Below are 14,248 nucleotides of genomic sequence, written 5' to 3' on the forward strand. Positions count from 1 at the left end.
GAAGTACGATGAAGATGCGACGACTCTTGGGCGCAGCTGCCACTCTGGTAGTTGCGATGAGCTCCACACTGGCCAGCGCCGACAGCAAAACCCTGAGCATCGGCTACGTGGATGGCTGGTCGGACAGCGTTGCCACCACTCACGTGGCAGCGGAGGTGATCAAACAGAAGCTTGGTTATGACGTGAAACTGCAAGCGGTCGCCACCGGGATCATGTGGCAGGGCGTGGCCACCGGCAAACTCGACGCCATGCTCTCGGCCTGGCTGCCGGTGACCCACGGCGAATACTGGACCAAGAACAAGGACAAGGTGGTCGACTACGGCCCCAACTTCAAGGACGCCAAGATTGGTCTGATCGTGCCGGAGTACGTCAAGGCCAAGTCCATTGAAGACCTCAAAACCGACACCACCTTCAAGAACAAAATCGTCGGGATCGACGCCGGCTCAGGCGTGATGCTCAAGACCGACGAAGCGATCAAGCAATACGGCCTCGATTACAAGCTGCAGGCCAGTTCGGGTGCGGCAATGATCGCCGAACTGACGCGTGCCGAAGACAAGCAGGAATCCATTGCCGTCACCGGTTGGGTGCCGCACTGGATGTTCGCCAAGTGGAAACTGCGCTTCCTGGATGATCCAAAAGGGATCTACGGCGCGGCTGAAACCGTCAACAGCATCGGCAGCAAGGGCCTGGAGGCCAAAGCGCCGGAAGTCGCGGCTTTCCTGAAGAAGTTCCAGTGGGCTTCCAAGGATGAAATCGGCGAAGTCATGCTCGCCATCCAGGAGGGCGCCAAGCCTGATGCAGCGGCCAAGGATTGGGTCGCCAAGCATCCTGAGCGCGTAGCCGAGTGGACCGCTAAGTAATCCACTACCTTGATGCAATACCTTGTGGGAGGGGCGGTTCGACGATTCGACTTGCTCCCGATAGCGGTGTGTCAGTCACAGATATTTTGACTGAGCCACCTATATCGGGAGCAAGCCCCCTCCCACATTAATTTCACCCCCCGCAAATGTTTCTTCGCCCTCACAAACCCTCGCTACACTCGATCTACTACTAAGGTCGTCTGGAACCTGTTCCAGAGCCGCATACAGTGGCTATGTTCCAATAATAAAAAAGCTGTGCTGCGAGGATAAAAACAATGAACGACAGCATTTACCTCTCGATTCAAAACAGCCCGCGTTTCAAGGAGCTGGTGAGAAAAAGGGAACGATTCGCCTGGATTCTCTCGGCGATCATGCTAGGGCTTTACTCCGCTTTCATCCTGTTGATCGCCTACGGGCCACAAATACTGGGGGCCAAGATCAGCCCCGGTTCGTCGATTACCTGGGGTATTCCCCTGGGCGTCGGGTTGATTGTGTCCGCCTTCGTGTTGACCGGCATCTACGTGCGTCGCGCCAATGGCGAGTTTGACGACCTGAACAATGCGATTCTCAAGGAGGCTGCGCAATGATTCGTCGTCTACTGGCAGTATTCGGCGCTTCGCTTTTTGCTCCTGCCCTCTGGGCGGCGGACGCATTGACCGGTGAAGTGCACAAGCAACCGTTGAACGTCTCGGCCATCGTGATGTTCGTCGCATTCGTCGGCGCCACCCTGTGCATCACCTACTGGGCTTCCAAACGCAACAAATCGGCGGCCGACTACTATGCGGCCGGCGGCAAGATCACCGGTTTCCAGAACGGCCTGGCGATTGCCGGCGACTATATGTCGGCCGCGTCCTTCCTGGGGATTTCCGCGCTGGTATTCACCTCCGGCTACGACGGCCTGATCTACTCGATCGGCTTCCTGGTGGGCTGGCCGATCATTTTGTTCCTGATCGCCGAACGCCTGCGTAACCTGGGCAAGTACACCTTTGCCGACGTGGCGTCCTATCGCCTCGGGCAAACCCAGATCCGCAGCCTGTCGGCCTGTGGCTCGCTGGTGGTGGTGGCGTTCTACCTGATCGCGCAAATGGTCGGCGCGGGCAAGCTGATTCAGCTGCTCTTCGGTCTGGACTACCACGTCGCGGTGATCCTGGTCGGTATCCTGATGTGCATGTACGTGTTGTTCGGCGGCATGCTGGCGACCACCTGGGTGCAGATCATCAAGGCCGTGCTGCTGTTGTCCGGTGCTTCGTTCATGGCGCTGATGGTGATGAAGCACGTCAACTTCGACTTCAACATGCTGTTTTCCGAGGCGATCAAGGTTCACCCCAAAGGTGAAGCGATCATGAGCCCTGGCGGCCTGGTGAAAGACCCGATCTCCGCATTCTCCCTTGGCCTGGCGCTGATGTTCGGTACCGCAGGCCTGCCGCACATCCTGATGCGCTTCTTCACCGTGAGCGACGCCAAGGAAGCGCGTAAGAGCGTGCTGTATGCAACCGGCTTTATCGGCTACTTCTACATCCTGACCTTTATCATCGGCTTCGGCGCGATCCTGCTGGTCAGCACCAACCCGGCGTTCAAGGATGCCGCGGGTGCCTTGCTGGGCGGTAACAACATGGCGGCGGTGCACCTGGCCAATGCCGTGGGCGGCAGTATCTTCCTGGGCTTCATTTCGGCGGTCGCGTTTGCCACCATCCTGGCAGTGGTTGCCGGCTTGACCCTGGCGGGTGCCTCGGCGGTGTCCCATGACCTGTATGCCAGCGTGATCAAGAAGGGTAAGGCCAACGAGAAGGACGAGATTCGCGTGTCGAAGATCACCACCATCGCCCTGGCGGTGTTGGCCATCGGCCTGGGCATCCTGTTCGAAAGCCAGAACATCGCGTTCATGGTCGGCCTGGCGTTCTCCATTGCCGCCAGCTGTAACTTCCCGGTGTTGCTGCTTTCCATGTACTGGAAAAACCTCACCACCCGTGGCGCGATGATCGGCGGCTGGCTGGGCCTGATCAGTGCCGTGGGCCTGATGGTGCTTGGCCCGACCATCTGGGTCTCGATCCTGCACCATGAAAAAGCCATCTTCCCGTACGAGTACCCGGCGCTGTTCTCGATGATCATTGCGTTCATCGGCATCTGGTTCTTCTCCATCACCGACAAGTCGGCGGCGGCAGAGAAAGAACGTGCGCTGTACTTCCCGCAGTTTGTGCGTTCGCAGACTGGCCTGGGGGCGAGTGGGGCGGTTAATCACTAAGGGCGTAGCTGGATAAGGAAATGCCCCGGTCGAAAGGCTGGGGTATTTTTTTGTCTGGGGTTTATGGGTGTGAGCCCCTCCCACACTCGACCGCATTCCAAATGATGTACTCGGTCAGCTGTGGGAGGGGCGGTGCGACGGTTCGACTTGCTCCCGATAGCGGACCAGACGGCACAAACAAAAACGGCCTCCACTAAGGGAGGCCGTTCTCATGACAAACAAGCAGTTAAGTGCTTACTTGCGATCTTCCAGCTTGGTAATGTCACGCGACTCGTAGCCGGTGTACAGCTGGCGCGGGCGGCCAATCTTGTACGGGCTGGAGAGCATTTCTTTCCAGTGGGAGATCCAGCCCACGGTCCGCGCCAGGGCGAAGATCACGGTGAACATGCTGGTTGGAATGCCGATCGCCTTGAGGATGATCCCCGAGTAGAAGTCGACGTTCGGGTACAGCGAGCGTTCGATGAAGTACGGGTCGGTCAGGGCGATCTCTTCCAGGCGCATGGCCAGTTCGAGTTGCGGATCGTTCTTGATGCCCAGTTCCTTCAACACTTCGTCGCAGGTCTGTTTCATGACGGTGGCGCGCGGGTCGCGGTTCTTGTAGACCCGGTGACCGAAGCCCATCAACTTGAACGGATCGTTCTTGTCCTTGGCCTTGGCAATGAACTTGTCGATGTTGGACACATCGCCGATTTCATCGAGCATGGTCAACACCGCTTCGTTCGCACCGCCGTGGGCAGGGCCCCACAGTGCGGCGATGCCGGCGGCGATACAGGCGAACGGGTTGGCACCCGAAGAGCCTGCCAGGCGCACGGTGGACGTCGAGGCGTTCTGCTCGTGGTCGGCATGGAGGATAAAGATCCGGTCCATGGCCTTGGCGAGCACCGGGCTGATCGGTTTGATCTCGCACGGCGTGTTGAACATCATGTGCAGGAAGTTTTCCGCGTACGTCAGGTCGTTGCGCGGGTACATCATGGGTTGGCCCATGGAGTACTTGTAAACCATTGCGGCCAGGGTCGGCATCTTGGCAACCAGGCGGATCGCGGAAATTTCGCGATGCTGCGGGTTATTGATGTCGAGGGAGTCGTGATAGAAGGCCGACAGGGCGCCAACCACACCGCACATGACGGCCATCGGGTGGGCGTCGCGACGGAAGCCGTTGAAGAAGGTCTTCAACTGCTCGTGAACCATGGTGTGGTTCTTCACCGTGCTGACGAACTGGGCTTTTTGCTCAGCTGTCGGCAATTCGCCATTTAGCAGCAGGTAGCAGGTTTCCAGGTAGTCCGATTTTTCTGCCAGTTGCTCGATCGGGTAGCCCCGGTGAAGCAAAATGCCATTATCGCCATCGATATAGGTGATCTTCGACTCGCAAGAGGCGGTCGACATGAAGCCTGGGTCGAAAGTGAAACGGCCCGTGGCCGTCAGGCCCCGTACGTCGATAACATCGGGACCAACGGTGCCGGTTAAAATGGGCAGCTCGACGGGGGCTGCGCCCTCGATGATCAACTGCGCTTTTTTGTCAGCCATGTGGCCTCCTATTTATGCTTCAAATCATCAGACAGACCCCCCACGCAGGGCCCGCACCACTATAGTGAGATAAATTCAGATGTCAATTTGCCTAAAGTCTTGCTCCAGAAGGCTTTAACCGTACTTTTTCCTCGAAATTGCCTGCCATTTACGCCTTTTATCCCGCCAGCGCAATCCGCTATTAGGGTGAGGTGCGCGCGTTGTCATTAGTAACCTAACTGTCTATACTCGGCCACCGACCGCCAAGGGCTTTTGGGCTTGCTTTCATTGGGGGTCGCACTCCCTGGGTGGTGCTTACCTGACCAGTCGCACTCCCCAACAACTTTGCCCTGATTGTTAGGGGCTCTTCAGTGTGAAAAAAAGCCGTGAATAGCCAACGACCTGTAAACCTAGACCTAAGGACCATCAAACTCCCCATCACCGGCGTTACGTCGTTCCTGCACCGTGTTTCCGGCATCATCCTGTTCCTGGGCTTGGGCATCATGCTTTATGCATTGAGCAAATCCCTGGGTTCCGAGGAAGGTTACGCCGAGGTGAAGGCATGCTTGACCAGCCCGCTGGCCAAGTTCGTAGCATGGGGTCTTCTGTCCGCTCTGCTGTATCACCTGGTAGCCGGCGTGCGCCACTTGATCATGGACATGGGCATCGGTGAGACGCTGGAAGGCGGCCGCCTGGGCTCGAAAATCATCATCGCCATTTCCGTGGTGCTGATCGTTCTGGCAGGAGTTTGGATATGGTAACCAGCGTAACGAATCTGTCGCGTTCGGGCCTCTATGACTGGATGGCACAGCGTGTGTCTGCGGTCGTTCTCGCGGCTTATTTCATTTTCCTGATCGGATACCTCGTGGCAAATCCGGGCATCGGCTATGAGCAATGGCACGGCCTGTTTTCCCACAATGCAATGCGAATCTTCAGTCTGCTGGCCCTTGTAGCCCTGGGCGCTCACGCCTGGGTCGGCATGTGGACCATCGCGACCGACTACCTGACGCCAATGGCGCTCGGCAAGTCCGCGACCGCAGTCCGTTTCCTCTTCCAGGCGGTATGCGGCGTTGCGATGTTCGCTTACTTCGTCTGGGGTGTGCAGATTCTTTGGGGTATCTGATTCATGGCTAACATTCCAACTATTTCCTTCGACGCCATCATTATTGGTGGCGGCGGTGCCGGCATGCGCGCAGCGCTGCAGCTGGCCCAGGGCGGTCACAAGACTGCCGTGATCACCAAGGTGTTCCCGACGCGTTCCCACACCGTATCGGCCCAGGGTGGCATCACCTGCGCCATCGCATCCGCCGACCCGAACGATGATTGGCGCTGGCACATGTACGATACCGTCAAGGGTTCCGACTACATCGGTGACCAGGACGCTATCGAATACATGTGCCAGGAAGGCCCGGCTGCGGTGTTCGAGCTGGACCACATGGGTCTGCCGTTCTCCCGTACCGAGCAAGGTCGTATCTACCAGCGTCCATTCGGCGGCCAGTCGAAGGATTACGGTAAAGGCGGCCAGGCTGCCCGTACCTGTGCCGCGTCCGACCGTACCGGTCACGCGTTGCTGCACACCCTGTATCAGGGCAACCTGAAGGCCGGTACCACGTTCCTGAACGAGTACTACGCGGTGGATCTGGTGAAGAATGCCGACGGCGCGTTCGTCGGCGTGATCGCCATCTGCATCGAAACCGGTGAAACCACCTATATCCGCGCCAAGGCTACCGTGCTGGCGACGGGCGGTGCAGGCCGTATCTACGCATCGACCACCAACGCCCTGATCAACACCGGTGACGGCGTTGGCATGGCATTGCGTGCCGGCGTGCCGGTGCAAGACATCGAAATGTGGCAGTTCCACCCAACCGGCATCGCCGGCGCCGGTGTACTGGTCACCGAAGGTTGCCGCGGTGAAGGCGGTTACCTGATCAACAAGCACGGCGAGCGTTTCATGGAGCGTTATGCGCCGAACGCCAAAGACTTGGCCGGCCGTGACGTTGTTGCCCGTTCCATGGTTAAAGAGATCATCGCCGGTAACGGCTGTGGCCCGAACGGCGACCACGTACTGCTCAAGCTCGATCACCTGGGCGAAGAAGTGCTGCACAGCCGCCTGCCAGGTATCTGCGAACTGTCCAAGACCTTCGCCCACGTTGACCCGGTGGTTGCTCCGGTGCCGGTTGTTCCGACTTGCCACTATATGATGGGCGGCGTGCCGACCAACATTCATGGCCAGGCGATCACCCAGAACGCCGAAGGCGTGGACGAGATCATTCACGGTCTGTTCGCGGTAGGCGAAGTGGCCTGCGTATCGGTGCACGGCGCCAACCGCCTGGGCGGCAACTCGCTGCTCGACCTGGTGGTATTCGGTCGCGCTGCCGGCCTGCACCTGGAAAAGGCACTGACCGACGGCATCGAATACGATGACGCCACCGATGCCAACATCGAAGCTGCCCTGGCACGCCTGAACGCTCTGAACGAGCGCACGGACGGTGAAGACGTGGCGACCCTGCGTCGCGAGCTGCAAAGCTGCATGCAGAACTACTTCGGTGTGTTCCGTACCGGCGAATACATGCAAAAAGGTATCGCCCAACTGGCTGACCTGCGCAAGCGCATCGCCAACGTCAAGATCAACGATAAGAGCCAGGCGTTCAACACCGCTCGTATCGAAGCCCTTGAGCTGCAAAACCTGTTGGAAGTGGCTGAAGCGACGGCGATCGCCGCCGAGGTTCGTAAAGAATCCCGTGGTGCCCACGCCCGTGAAGACTATGAAGATCGCGACGACGAAAACTGGTTGTGCCACACCCTGTACTTCCCGGGTGACAAGCGCGTAACCAAGCGTGCCGTGAACTTCTCGCCGAAGACGGTTCCGACGTTTGAACCGAAAATTCGGACTTACTAAGGGTGGCTGCCATGTTGAAAGTCAGTGTTTATCGCTACAACCCTGATCAGGACGCTGCGCCGTTCATGCAGGAATTCCAGGTCGATACCGGCGGTAAAGACCTGATGGTGCTGGATGTATTGGCACTGATCAAAGAGCAGGACGAGGGTTTCTCCTATCGTCGCTCTTGCCGTGAAGGTGTGTGCGGTTCCGACGGCATGAACATCAACGGCAAAAACGGCCTGGCGTGCATCACACCGCTGTCGGCCGTGGTCAAAGGCAACAAGCTGATCGTTCGTCCTCTGCCAGGTTTGCCGGTTATCCGTGACCTGGTCGTCGATATGAGCATCTTCTACAAGCAATACGAGAAAGTTAAGCCGTTCCTGCAGAACGACACGCCGGCTCCGGCCATCGAACGTCTGCAGTCCCCGGAAGAGCGCGAAAAGCTCGACGGTCTGTACGAGTGCATCCTGTGCGCTTGCTGCTCGACCTCCTGCCCGTCCTTCTGGTGGAACCCGGACAAGTTCCTGGGCCCGGCTGCCCTGCTGCAAGCGTACCGCTTCCTGGCAGACAGCCGTGACACCAAGACGTCCGAGCGACTGGCTTCGCTGGATGACCCGTTCAGCGTATTCCGCTGCCGCGGGATCATGAACTGCGTCAACGTATGTCCCAAAGGCCTGAACCCGACTAAGGCCATTGGTCACATCCGTAACATGCTGCTGCAAAGCGGCGTGTAACAGACGTTGTAATAAAGCAGGACCGTTGTGCCCGTAAATGCTGCGGCGCAGGCTTCAACCGGCGCCGTAGTTTTAACTTGAGCAGCGACTTACAAAGCCGCGGCTCTTATTTTGAAGAAATGAGACAAGCAGGGGCATTCGGGTTGGTACCCGAACTATCAGCGTGATCCTAAGTGGCTTGTTTTGGTCGCTGCACTTGGCCTTTTGCAAGCAAACTCGGTGTTTTCGCCGGTGGTGTCCCCAAATCGAGGGTGACCAAGCATGCAAGAAAGCGTGATGCAGCGCATGTGGAACAGCGGCTATCTTTCAGGTGGTAACGCTGCCTATGTGGAAGAGCTTTATGAGCTCTACCTGCACGACCCTAACGCTGTGCCAGAAGAATGGCGCACCAAATTTCAGACGTTGTCTTCAGACGGCAACGCTGCCACCGATGTATCGCATGCTGCGATTCGCGATCATTTCGTGCTGCTGGCAAAGAACCAGCGCCGCGCCCAACCGGTTTCCGCCGGCAGCGTGAGCAGTGAGCACGAGAAGAAGCAAGTTGAAGTACTGCGACTGATCCAGGCCTACCGGATGCGTGGCCACCAGGCGGCCCAGCTTGACCCGCTGGGGCTCTGGCAGCGTCCTGCACCGGCTGACCTGTCGATCAATCATTACGGCTTGACCAATGCCGATCTTGATACGACCTTCCGTGCCGGCGACCTGTTCATCGGCAAAGAGGAAGCGAGCCTACGCGAAATTCACGAAGCGTTGCAGCAGACATATTGCCGCACCATCGGCGCTGAATTCACGCATATCACCGATTCCGAGCAACGCCACTGGTTCCAGCATCGCCTGGAAGGCGTGCGTGGCCGTCCGGTGCTGTCCGCCGATGTGCGCAGCCACCTGCTGGAGCGCGTCACCGCAGCCGAAGGCCTGGAAAAATACCTGGGTACCAAATACCCGGGCACCAAGCGTTTCGGCCTGGAAGGCGGCGAAAGCCTGATCCCGATGCTCGACGAGCTGATCCAGCGTTCCGGTTCCTACGGCACCAAGGAAATCGTGATCGGCATGGCCCACCGTGGTCGCCTGAACGTGTTGGTCAACACCTTCGGCAAGAACCCGCGTGAGCTGTTCGACGAGTTCGAAGGCAAGAAGAAGGTAGAGCTGGGTTCCGGTGACGTTAAATACCACCAGGGCTTCTCGTCCAACGTCATGACCACAGGCGGTGAAGTTCACCTGGCCATGGCCTTCAACCCCTCCCACCTGGAAATCGTTTCCCCAGTGGTCGAGGGTTCGGTCCGTGCGCGCCAGGACCGTCGTAACGACACCAGCGGTGAAAAGGTCCTGCCGATTTCCATCCACGGCGACGCGGCATTCGCCGGTCAAGGCGTGGTCCTGGAAACCTTCCAGATGTCGCAGACCCGCGGCTTCAAGACCGGCGGTACCGTTCACATCGTAATCAACAACCAGGTTGGCTTCACCATCAGCAACCCGCTGGATGCGCGCTCCACCGAGTACGCCACCGACGTTGCCAAGATGATCCAGGCGCCGATCCTGCATGTGAATGGTGATGACCCGGAAGCCGTGCTGTTCGTGACCCAACTGGCTGTCGACTACCGCATGCAGTTCAAGCGTGACGTGGTGATCGATCTGGTTTGCTACCGCCGTCGCGGTCACAACGAAGCGGATGAACCAAGCGGCACCCAGCCGTTGATGTACCAGCAGATCACCAAGCAGCGCACCACCCGTGAGCTGTACGCCGAAAGCCTGACCAAGGCCGGTATCCTGGATGACGCGCGGGTTCAGGCGAAAATCGATGAATACCGCAACGCGCTGGACAATGGCCTGCATGTAGTAAAAAGCCTGGTCAAAGAGCCGAACAAAGAACTGTTCGTGGACTGGCGTCCGTACCTGGGTCACACCTGGACGGCGCGTCACGACACTTCGTTCGACCTCAAGACCCTGCAGGAACTGTCCGCCAAGCTGCTGGAAATTCCAGAGGGCTTCGTGGTGCAGCGCCAGGTTGCGAAGATCTACGAAGACCGTCAGAAGATGCAAGCCGGCGGCCTGCCGATCAACTGGGGTTACGCCGAAACCATGGCGTACGCGACCCTGGCGTTCGAAGGTCACCCGATCCGCATGACTGGCCAGGACATCGGCCGCGGTACGTTCTCGCACCGTCATGCCGTGCTGCACAACCAGAAAGACGCGGGCACCTACATCCCGTTGCAGAACCTGTACGAAGGCCAGCCACGTTTCGACCTGTACGATTCGTTCCTGTCCGAAGAAGCCGTACTGGCGTTCGAATACGGCTACTCCACCACCACGCCTAACGCGCTGGTGATCTGGGAAGCCCAGTTCGGCGACTTCGCCAACGGTGCCCAGGTGGTTATCGACCAGTTCATCACCAGCGGCGAGCACAAGTGGGGCCGTCTGTGCGGTCTGACCATGTTGCTGCCACACGGTTATGAAGGTCAGGGCCCTGAGCACTCCTCGGCCCGTCTGGAGCGTTACCTGCAGCTGTGCGCCGAGCACAACATCCAGGTGTGCGTGCCGACGACCCCGGCCCAGATCTACCACTTGCTGCGTCGCCAGGTGATCCGCCCGCTGCGCAAGCCGCTGGTCGTGCTGACACCGAAGTCGCTGCTGCGTCACAAGTTGGCCATCTCGACCCTGGAAGATCTGGCCGAAGGTTCGTTCCAGACCGTTATTCCGGAAATCGACACACTGGACGCGGCCAAGGTCACTCGCCTGATCCTGTGCAGCGGCAAGGTCTACTACGATCTGCTGGAAAAACGCCGTGCCGAAGGCCGCGAAGACATCGCCATCGTGCGTATCGAGCAGCTTTACCCGTTCCCGGAAGATGACCTCATGGAGATCATCGCGCCTTACACCAACCTCACGAACGCGGTGTGGTGCCAGGAAGAACCGATGAACCAGGGCGCCTGGTACAGCAGCCAGCATCATTTGCGTCGCAGTATCGGCAACCACAACAAGGCCCTGAGCCTTGAGTACGCCGGTCGTGATGCCTCTGCTGCACCTGCGTGTGGTTATGCGTCGATGCACGCCGAGCAGCAGGAAAAACTGCTGCAAGATGCTTTCACTGTTTAACGCCTTCGCGCTGACTGAAACCGAATTTTAAGGACCCACAGATAATGGCTATCGAAATCAAAGCCCCGTCATTCCCGGAATCGGTTGCCGATGGCACCGTTGCCACCTGGCACAAGAAACCAGGTGAGGCCGTCAAGCGTGACGACCTGATCGTCGACATCGAGACCGATAAAGTCGTTCTGGAAGTGTTGGCCGAAGCTGACGGCGTGCTGGGCGCAATCGTTGCCGAAGAAGGCGCTACCGTTCTGTCGAACCAGGTACTGGGTTCGATCGAAGAGGGCAGCGCTGCTGCAGCGCCTGCCGCCGCCGCTGCGCCGGCTGCTGCGCCGGCTGCTGCTTCGGCTCCGGCTGCCGCTCCGGCCGCTGGCGGTGAAGATCCAATCGCCGCACCGGCTGCGCGTCAGCTGGCTGAAGAAAACGGCATCAACCTGGCTTCCATCAAAGGCACCGGCAAAGACGGCCGTGTGACCAAGGAAGACGTGGTTGCCGCTGTCGAAGCCAAGAAGAACGCGCCCGCTGCCGCACCTGCCAAGGCTGCCGCACCGGCTGCCGCCGCGCCTGTGTTCGCTGCCGGCGACCGTACCGAGAAGCGCGTACCGATGACCCGTGTCCGTGCCACCGTGGCCAAGCGCCTGGTAGAAGCGCAGTCGAACATGGCGATGCTGACCACGTTCAACGAAGTCGACATGACCGAAGTCATGGCCCTGCGTTCGAAGTACAAGGATCTGTTCGAGAAGTCCCACAACGGCGTGCGCCTGGGCTTCATGTCGTTCTTCGTGAAAGCGGCCACCGAGGCGCTGAAACGCTTCCCGGCGGTCAACGCTTCCATCGACGGCGGCGACATCGTTTACCATGGCTATGCAGATATCGGCGTTGCCGTGTCCAGCGACCGTGGCCTGGTGGTTCCGGTTCTGCGTAACGCCGAATTGATGAGCCTAGCTGAAATCGAAGGCGGCATCGCCAACTTCGGCAAGAAAGCCCGTGATGGCAAGCTGACCATCGACGAGATGACCGGTGGTACCTTCACCATCACCAACGGTGGTACCTTCGGTTCGATGATGTCGACGCCGATCGTCAACCCGCCACAAGCCGCGATCCTGGGCATGCACAACATCATCCAGCGTCCGATGGCCATCAATGGCCAAGTCGTGATCCGCCCGATGATGTACCTGGCACTGTCTTACGATCACCGCCTGATCGATGGTAAAGAAGCCGTGACTTTCCTGGTGACCATCAAGAACCTGCTGGAAGACCCGGCTCGCTTGCTCCTGGATATTTAAGAGAAGCAGCTGCAAGCGCCAAGTTACAAGCTGCAGGAAAAAGCAGTTTGGCTTTTGCTTGCAGCTTGCGGCTGACAGCTTGTAGCTAATAGAGGATCTATTTTCATGTCTCAGAAATTTGACGTTGTAGTGATTGGTGCGGGCCCTGGCGGCTATGTTGCCGCCATCAAGGCCGCGCAACTGGGCCTCTCGACTGCTTGCATCGAAAAATACACCGACAAGGAAGGCAAACTGGCACTGGGCGGTACTTGCCTGAACGTTGGTTGCATTCCTTCCAAGGCGCTGCTGGACAGCTCCTGGAAATTCCACGAAGCCCAAGACGGCTTCGCGATCCACGGTATCAATCATGCTGGCGTGACCATGGACGTGCCAGCGATGGTCGGCCGTAAAGCCAACATCGTCAAAGGCCTGACTTCCGGCGTTGCCACCTTGTTCAAGGCCAACGGCGTCACTTCCCTGCAAGGCCACGGCAAACTGCTGGCCGGCAAGAAAGTCGAGATCACCAAGCCGGACGGTTCGGTTGAAGTCATCGAAGCCGAAAACGTGATCCTGGCCCCAGGTTCGCGCCCAATCGACATTCCACCGGCTCCGGTCGACCAGAACGTGATCGTCGATTCGACCGGCGCCCTGGAATTCCAGGCAGTGCCTAAGCGTCTGGGCGTGATCGGCGCCGGCGTGATTGGCCTGGAGCTGGGTTCGGTATGGTCCCGCCTGGGTTCGCAAGTGACCGTGCTGGAAGCCCTGGACACGTTCCTGCTGGCCGCCGACACCGCTGTGTCCAAAGAAGCGCTGAAAACCCTGACCAAACAAGGTCTGGACATCAAGCTGGGCGCTCGCGTGACCGGCTCGAAGGTCAACGGCGAAGAAGTGGTCGTGACCTACACCGACAAGGATGGCGAACAGACCATCACCTTCGACAAGCTGATCGTAGCCGTTGGTCGCCGTCCAGTGACCACCGACCTGCTGGCAGCTGACAGCGGCGTGAACATCGACGAGCGTGGCTTCATCCACGTTGACGATCACTGCGCTACCACCGTGCCTGGCGTCTACGCCATTGGCGACGTGGTGCGCGGCATGATGCTGGCGCACAAGGCTTCCGAAGAAGGCATCATGGTTGTCGAGCGCATCAAGGGTCACAAAACCCAGATGAACTACGACCTGATTCCATCGGTTATCTACACTCACCCGGAAATTGCATGGGTCGGCAAGAACGAACAGCAGTTGAAAGCTGAAGGCGTTGAAGTTAACGTCGGCACCTTCCCGTTCGCCGCTTCTGGCCGTGCCATGGCAGCCAACGACACCGGTGGTTTTGTCAAAGTCATCGCTGATGCCAAGACTGACCGCGTATTGGGCGTTCACGTGATTGGCCCAAGCGCTGCAGAACTGGTTCAGCAAGGCGCAATCGGTATGGAATTCGGCACCAGTGCCGAGGACCTGGGCATGATGGTCTTCTCCCATCCAACCCTGTCCGAAGCGTTGCACGAAGCTGCGTTGGCAGTGAATGGCGGCGCCATCCACATCGCCAACCGCAAGAAGCGCTAAGCGAGATAATAAGAAACCACGGCGGAGTTGCCCGTCGTGAGCCTTGTGCGCAAGACTCACCGCGGAATATCCGCTGGACGCAGCCTTGCGCAGCTTTACGGGCCATAAGCCCT

Annotated in this window: 11 protein-coding genes; 10 read left to right on the forward strand and 1 reads right to left on the reverse strand. The window is 58.7% G+C overall.

Annotated features, from left to right (window positions below):
- The first annotated feature begins 8 nt into the window (after nucleotides 1-8).
- From PSH66_RS09380 to PSH66_RS09390, 3 genes are all read left to right on the forward strand, one after another.
- Entirely contained in the window at nucleotides 9-860 is an 852-nt protein-coding gene (locus PSH66_RS09380) for a glycine betaine ABC transporter substrate-binding protein (protein WP_003172800.1), read from the forward strand.
- Nucleotides 861-1,135: 275 nt separating this feature from the next.
- Nucleotides 1,136-1,447 (forward strand): DUF485 domain-containing protein, encoded by a 312-nt coding sequence (locus PSH66_RS09385; RefSeq protein WP_003172801.1) that lies wholly within the window; start codon nucleotides 1,136-1,138, stop codon nucleotides 1,445-1,447.
- Entirely contained in the window at nucleotides 1,444-3,102 is a 1,659-nt protein-coding gene (locus tag PSH66_RS09390) for a cation acetate symporter (protein ID WP_003172802.1), read from the forward strand. Before PSH66_RS09385 ends, PSH66_RS09390 begins: the two co-directional genes overlap by 4 nt.
- Nucleotides 3,103-3,336: 234 nt before the next feature.
- Here the strand turns inward: PSH66_RS09390 and gltA are convergent, their stop codons facing one another.
- A complete protein-coding gene (gene gltA / locus PSH66_RS09395; protein WP_003172803.1) occupies nucleotides 3,337-4,626 on the reverse strand; it encodes a citrate synthase in 1,290 nt (429 codons plus the stop codon).
- Between the two features lie 365 nt (nucleotides 4,627-4,991).
- On the opposite strand from gltA, the gene sdhC reads away from it, so the two are divergent.
- The 7 genes from sdhC (at nucleotide 4,992) to lpdA (ending at nucleotide 14,135) form a co-directional block, all read left to right on the forward strand.
- Nucleotides 4,992-5,366, forward strand: a complete 375-nt coding sequence (gene sdhC / locus PSH66_RS09400) for a succinate dehydrogenase, cytochrome b556 subunit (RefSeq protein ID WP_003172804.1) — start codon at nucleotides 4,992-4,994, stop codon at nucleotides 5,364-5,366.
- Nucleotides 5,360-5,728: a succinate dehydrogenase, hydrophobic membrane anchor protein gene (sdhD, locus tag PSH66_RS09405; protein WP_003172805.1), complete on the forward strand. Its 369-nt coding sequence runs from the start codon at nucleotides 5,360-5,362 to the stop codon at nucleotides 5,726-5,728. Before sdhC ends, sdhD begins: the two co-directional genes overlap by 7 nt.
- Nucleotides 5,729-5,731: 3 nt before the next feature.
- Nucleotides 5,732-7,504, forward strand: coding sequence for a succinate dehydrogenase flavoprotein subunit (gene sdhA, locus PSH66_RS09410; RefSeq protein WP_003172806.1), 1,773 nt, complete (start codon nucleotides 5,732-5,734; stop codon nucleotides 7,502-7,504).
- An 11-nt stretch (nucleotides 7,505-7,515) separates the two neighbouring features.
- On the forward strand, nucleotides 7,516-8,220 hold the full coding sequence (locus PSH66_RS09415; RefSeq protein WP_003172807.1) for a succinate dehydrogenase iron-sulfur subunit: 705 nt from the start codon (nucleotides 7,516-7,518) through the stop codon (nucleotides 8,218-8,220).
- Nucleotides 8,221-8,481: 261 nt separating this feature from the next.
- Complete coding sequence (locus PSH66_RS09420; RefSeq protein ID WP_078823810.1) at nucleotides 8,482-11,313, forward strand: 2-oxoglutarate dehydrogenase E1 component; 2,832 nt, start codon at nucleotides 8,482-8,484, stop codon at nucleotides 11,311-11,313.
- 44 nt (nucleotides 11,314-11,357) lie between these two features.
- On the forward strand, nucleotides 11,358-12,593 hold the full coding sequence (odhB, locus tag PSH66_RS09425) for a 2-oxoglutarate dehydrogenase complex dihydrolipoyllysine-residue succinyltransferase (RefSeq protein ID WP_305428887.1): 1,236 nt from the start codon (nucleotides 11,358-11,360) through the stop codon (nucleotides 12,591-12,593).
- Nucleotides 12,594-12,698: 105 nt separating this feature from the next.
- The gene (lpdA, locus tag PSH66_RS09430; protein ID WP_003172811.1) at nucleotides 12,699-14,135 is read left to right on the forward strand and encodes a dihydrolipoyl dehydrogenase; all 1,437 of its coding nucleotides are present in this window, start codon (nucleotides 12,699-12,701) and stop codon (nucleotides 14,133-14,135) included.
- Nucleotides 14,136-14,248: the final 113 nt, after the last annotated feature.

The organism is Pseudomonas sp. FP597 (genome assembly GCF_030687435.1).
GTDB lineage: Bacteria > Pseudomonadota > Gammaproteobacteria > Pseudomonadales > Pseudomonadaceae > Aquipseudomonas > Aquipseudomonas lactucae.

Excerpts from the sequence above, each read along its gene's own strand:
- PSH66_RS09380 (WP_003172800.1), top strand. The coding sequence starts at position 9 with ATGAAGATGCGACGACTCTTGGGCGCAGCTGCCACTCTGGTAGTTGCG.
- PSH66_RS09385 (WP_003172801.1), top strand. The coding sequence starts at position 1,136 with ATGAACGACAGCATTTACCTCTCGATTCAAAACAGCCCGCGTTTCAAG.
- PSH66_RS09390 (WP_003172802.1), top strand. The coding sequence starts at position 1,444 with ATGATTCGTCGTCTACTGGCAGTATTCGGCGCTTCGCTTTTTGCTCCT.
- gltA (WP_003172803.1), bottom strand. The coding sequence starts at position 4,626 with ATGGCTGACAAAAAAGCGCAGTTGATCATCGAGGGCGCAGCCCCCGTC.
- sdhD (WP_003172805.1), top strand. The coding sequence starts at position 5,360 with ATGGTAACCAGCGTAACGAATCTGTCGCGTTCGGGCCTCTATGACTGG.
- sdhA (WP_003172806.1), top strand. The coding sequence starts at position 5,732 with ATGGCTAACATTCCAACTATTTCCTTCGACGCCATCATTATTGGTGGC.
- PSH66_RS09415 (WP_003172807.1), top strand. The coding sequence starts at position 7,516 with ATGTTGAAAGTCAGTGTTTATCGCTACAACCCTGATCAGGACGCTGCG.
- PSH66_RS09420 (WP_078823810.1), top strand. The coding sequence starts at position 8,482 with ATGCAAGAAAGCGTGATGCAGCGCATGTGGAACAGCGGCTATCTTTCA.
- odhB (WP_305428887.1), top strand. The coding sequence starts at position 11,358 with ATGGCTATCGAAATCAAAGCCCCGTCATTCCCGGAATCGGTTGCCGAT.
- lpdA (WP_003172811.1), top strand. The coding sequence starts at position 12,699 with ATGTCTCAGAAATTTGACGTTGTAGTGATTGGTGCGGGCCCTGGCGGC.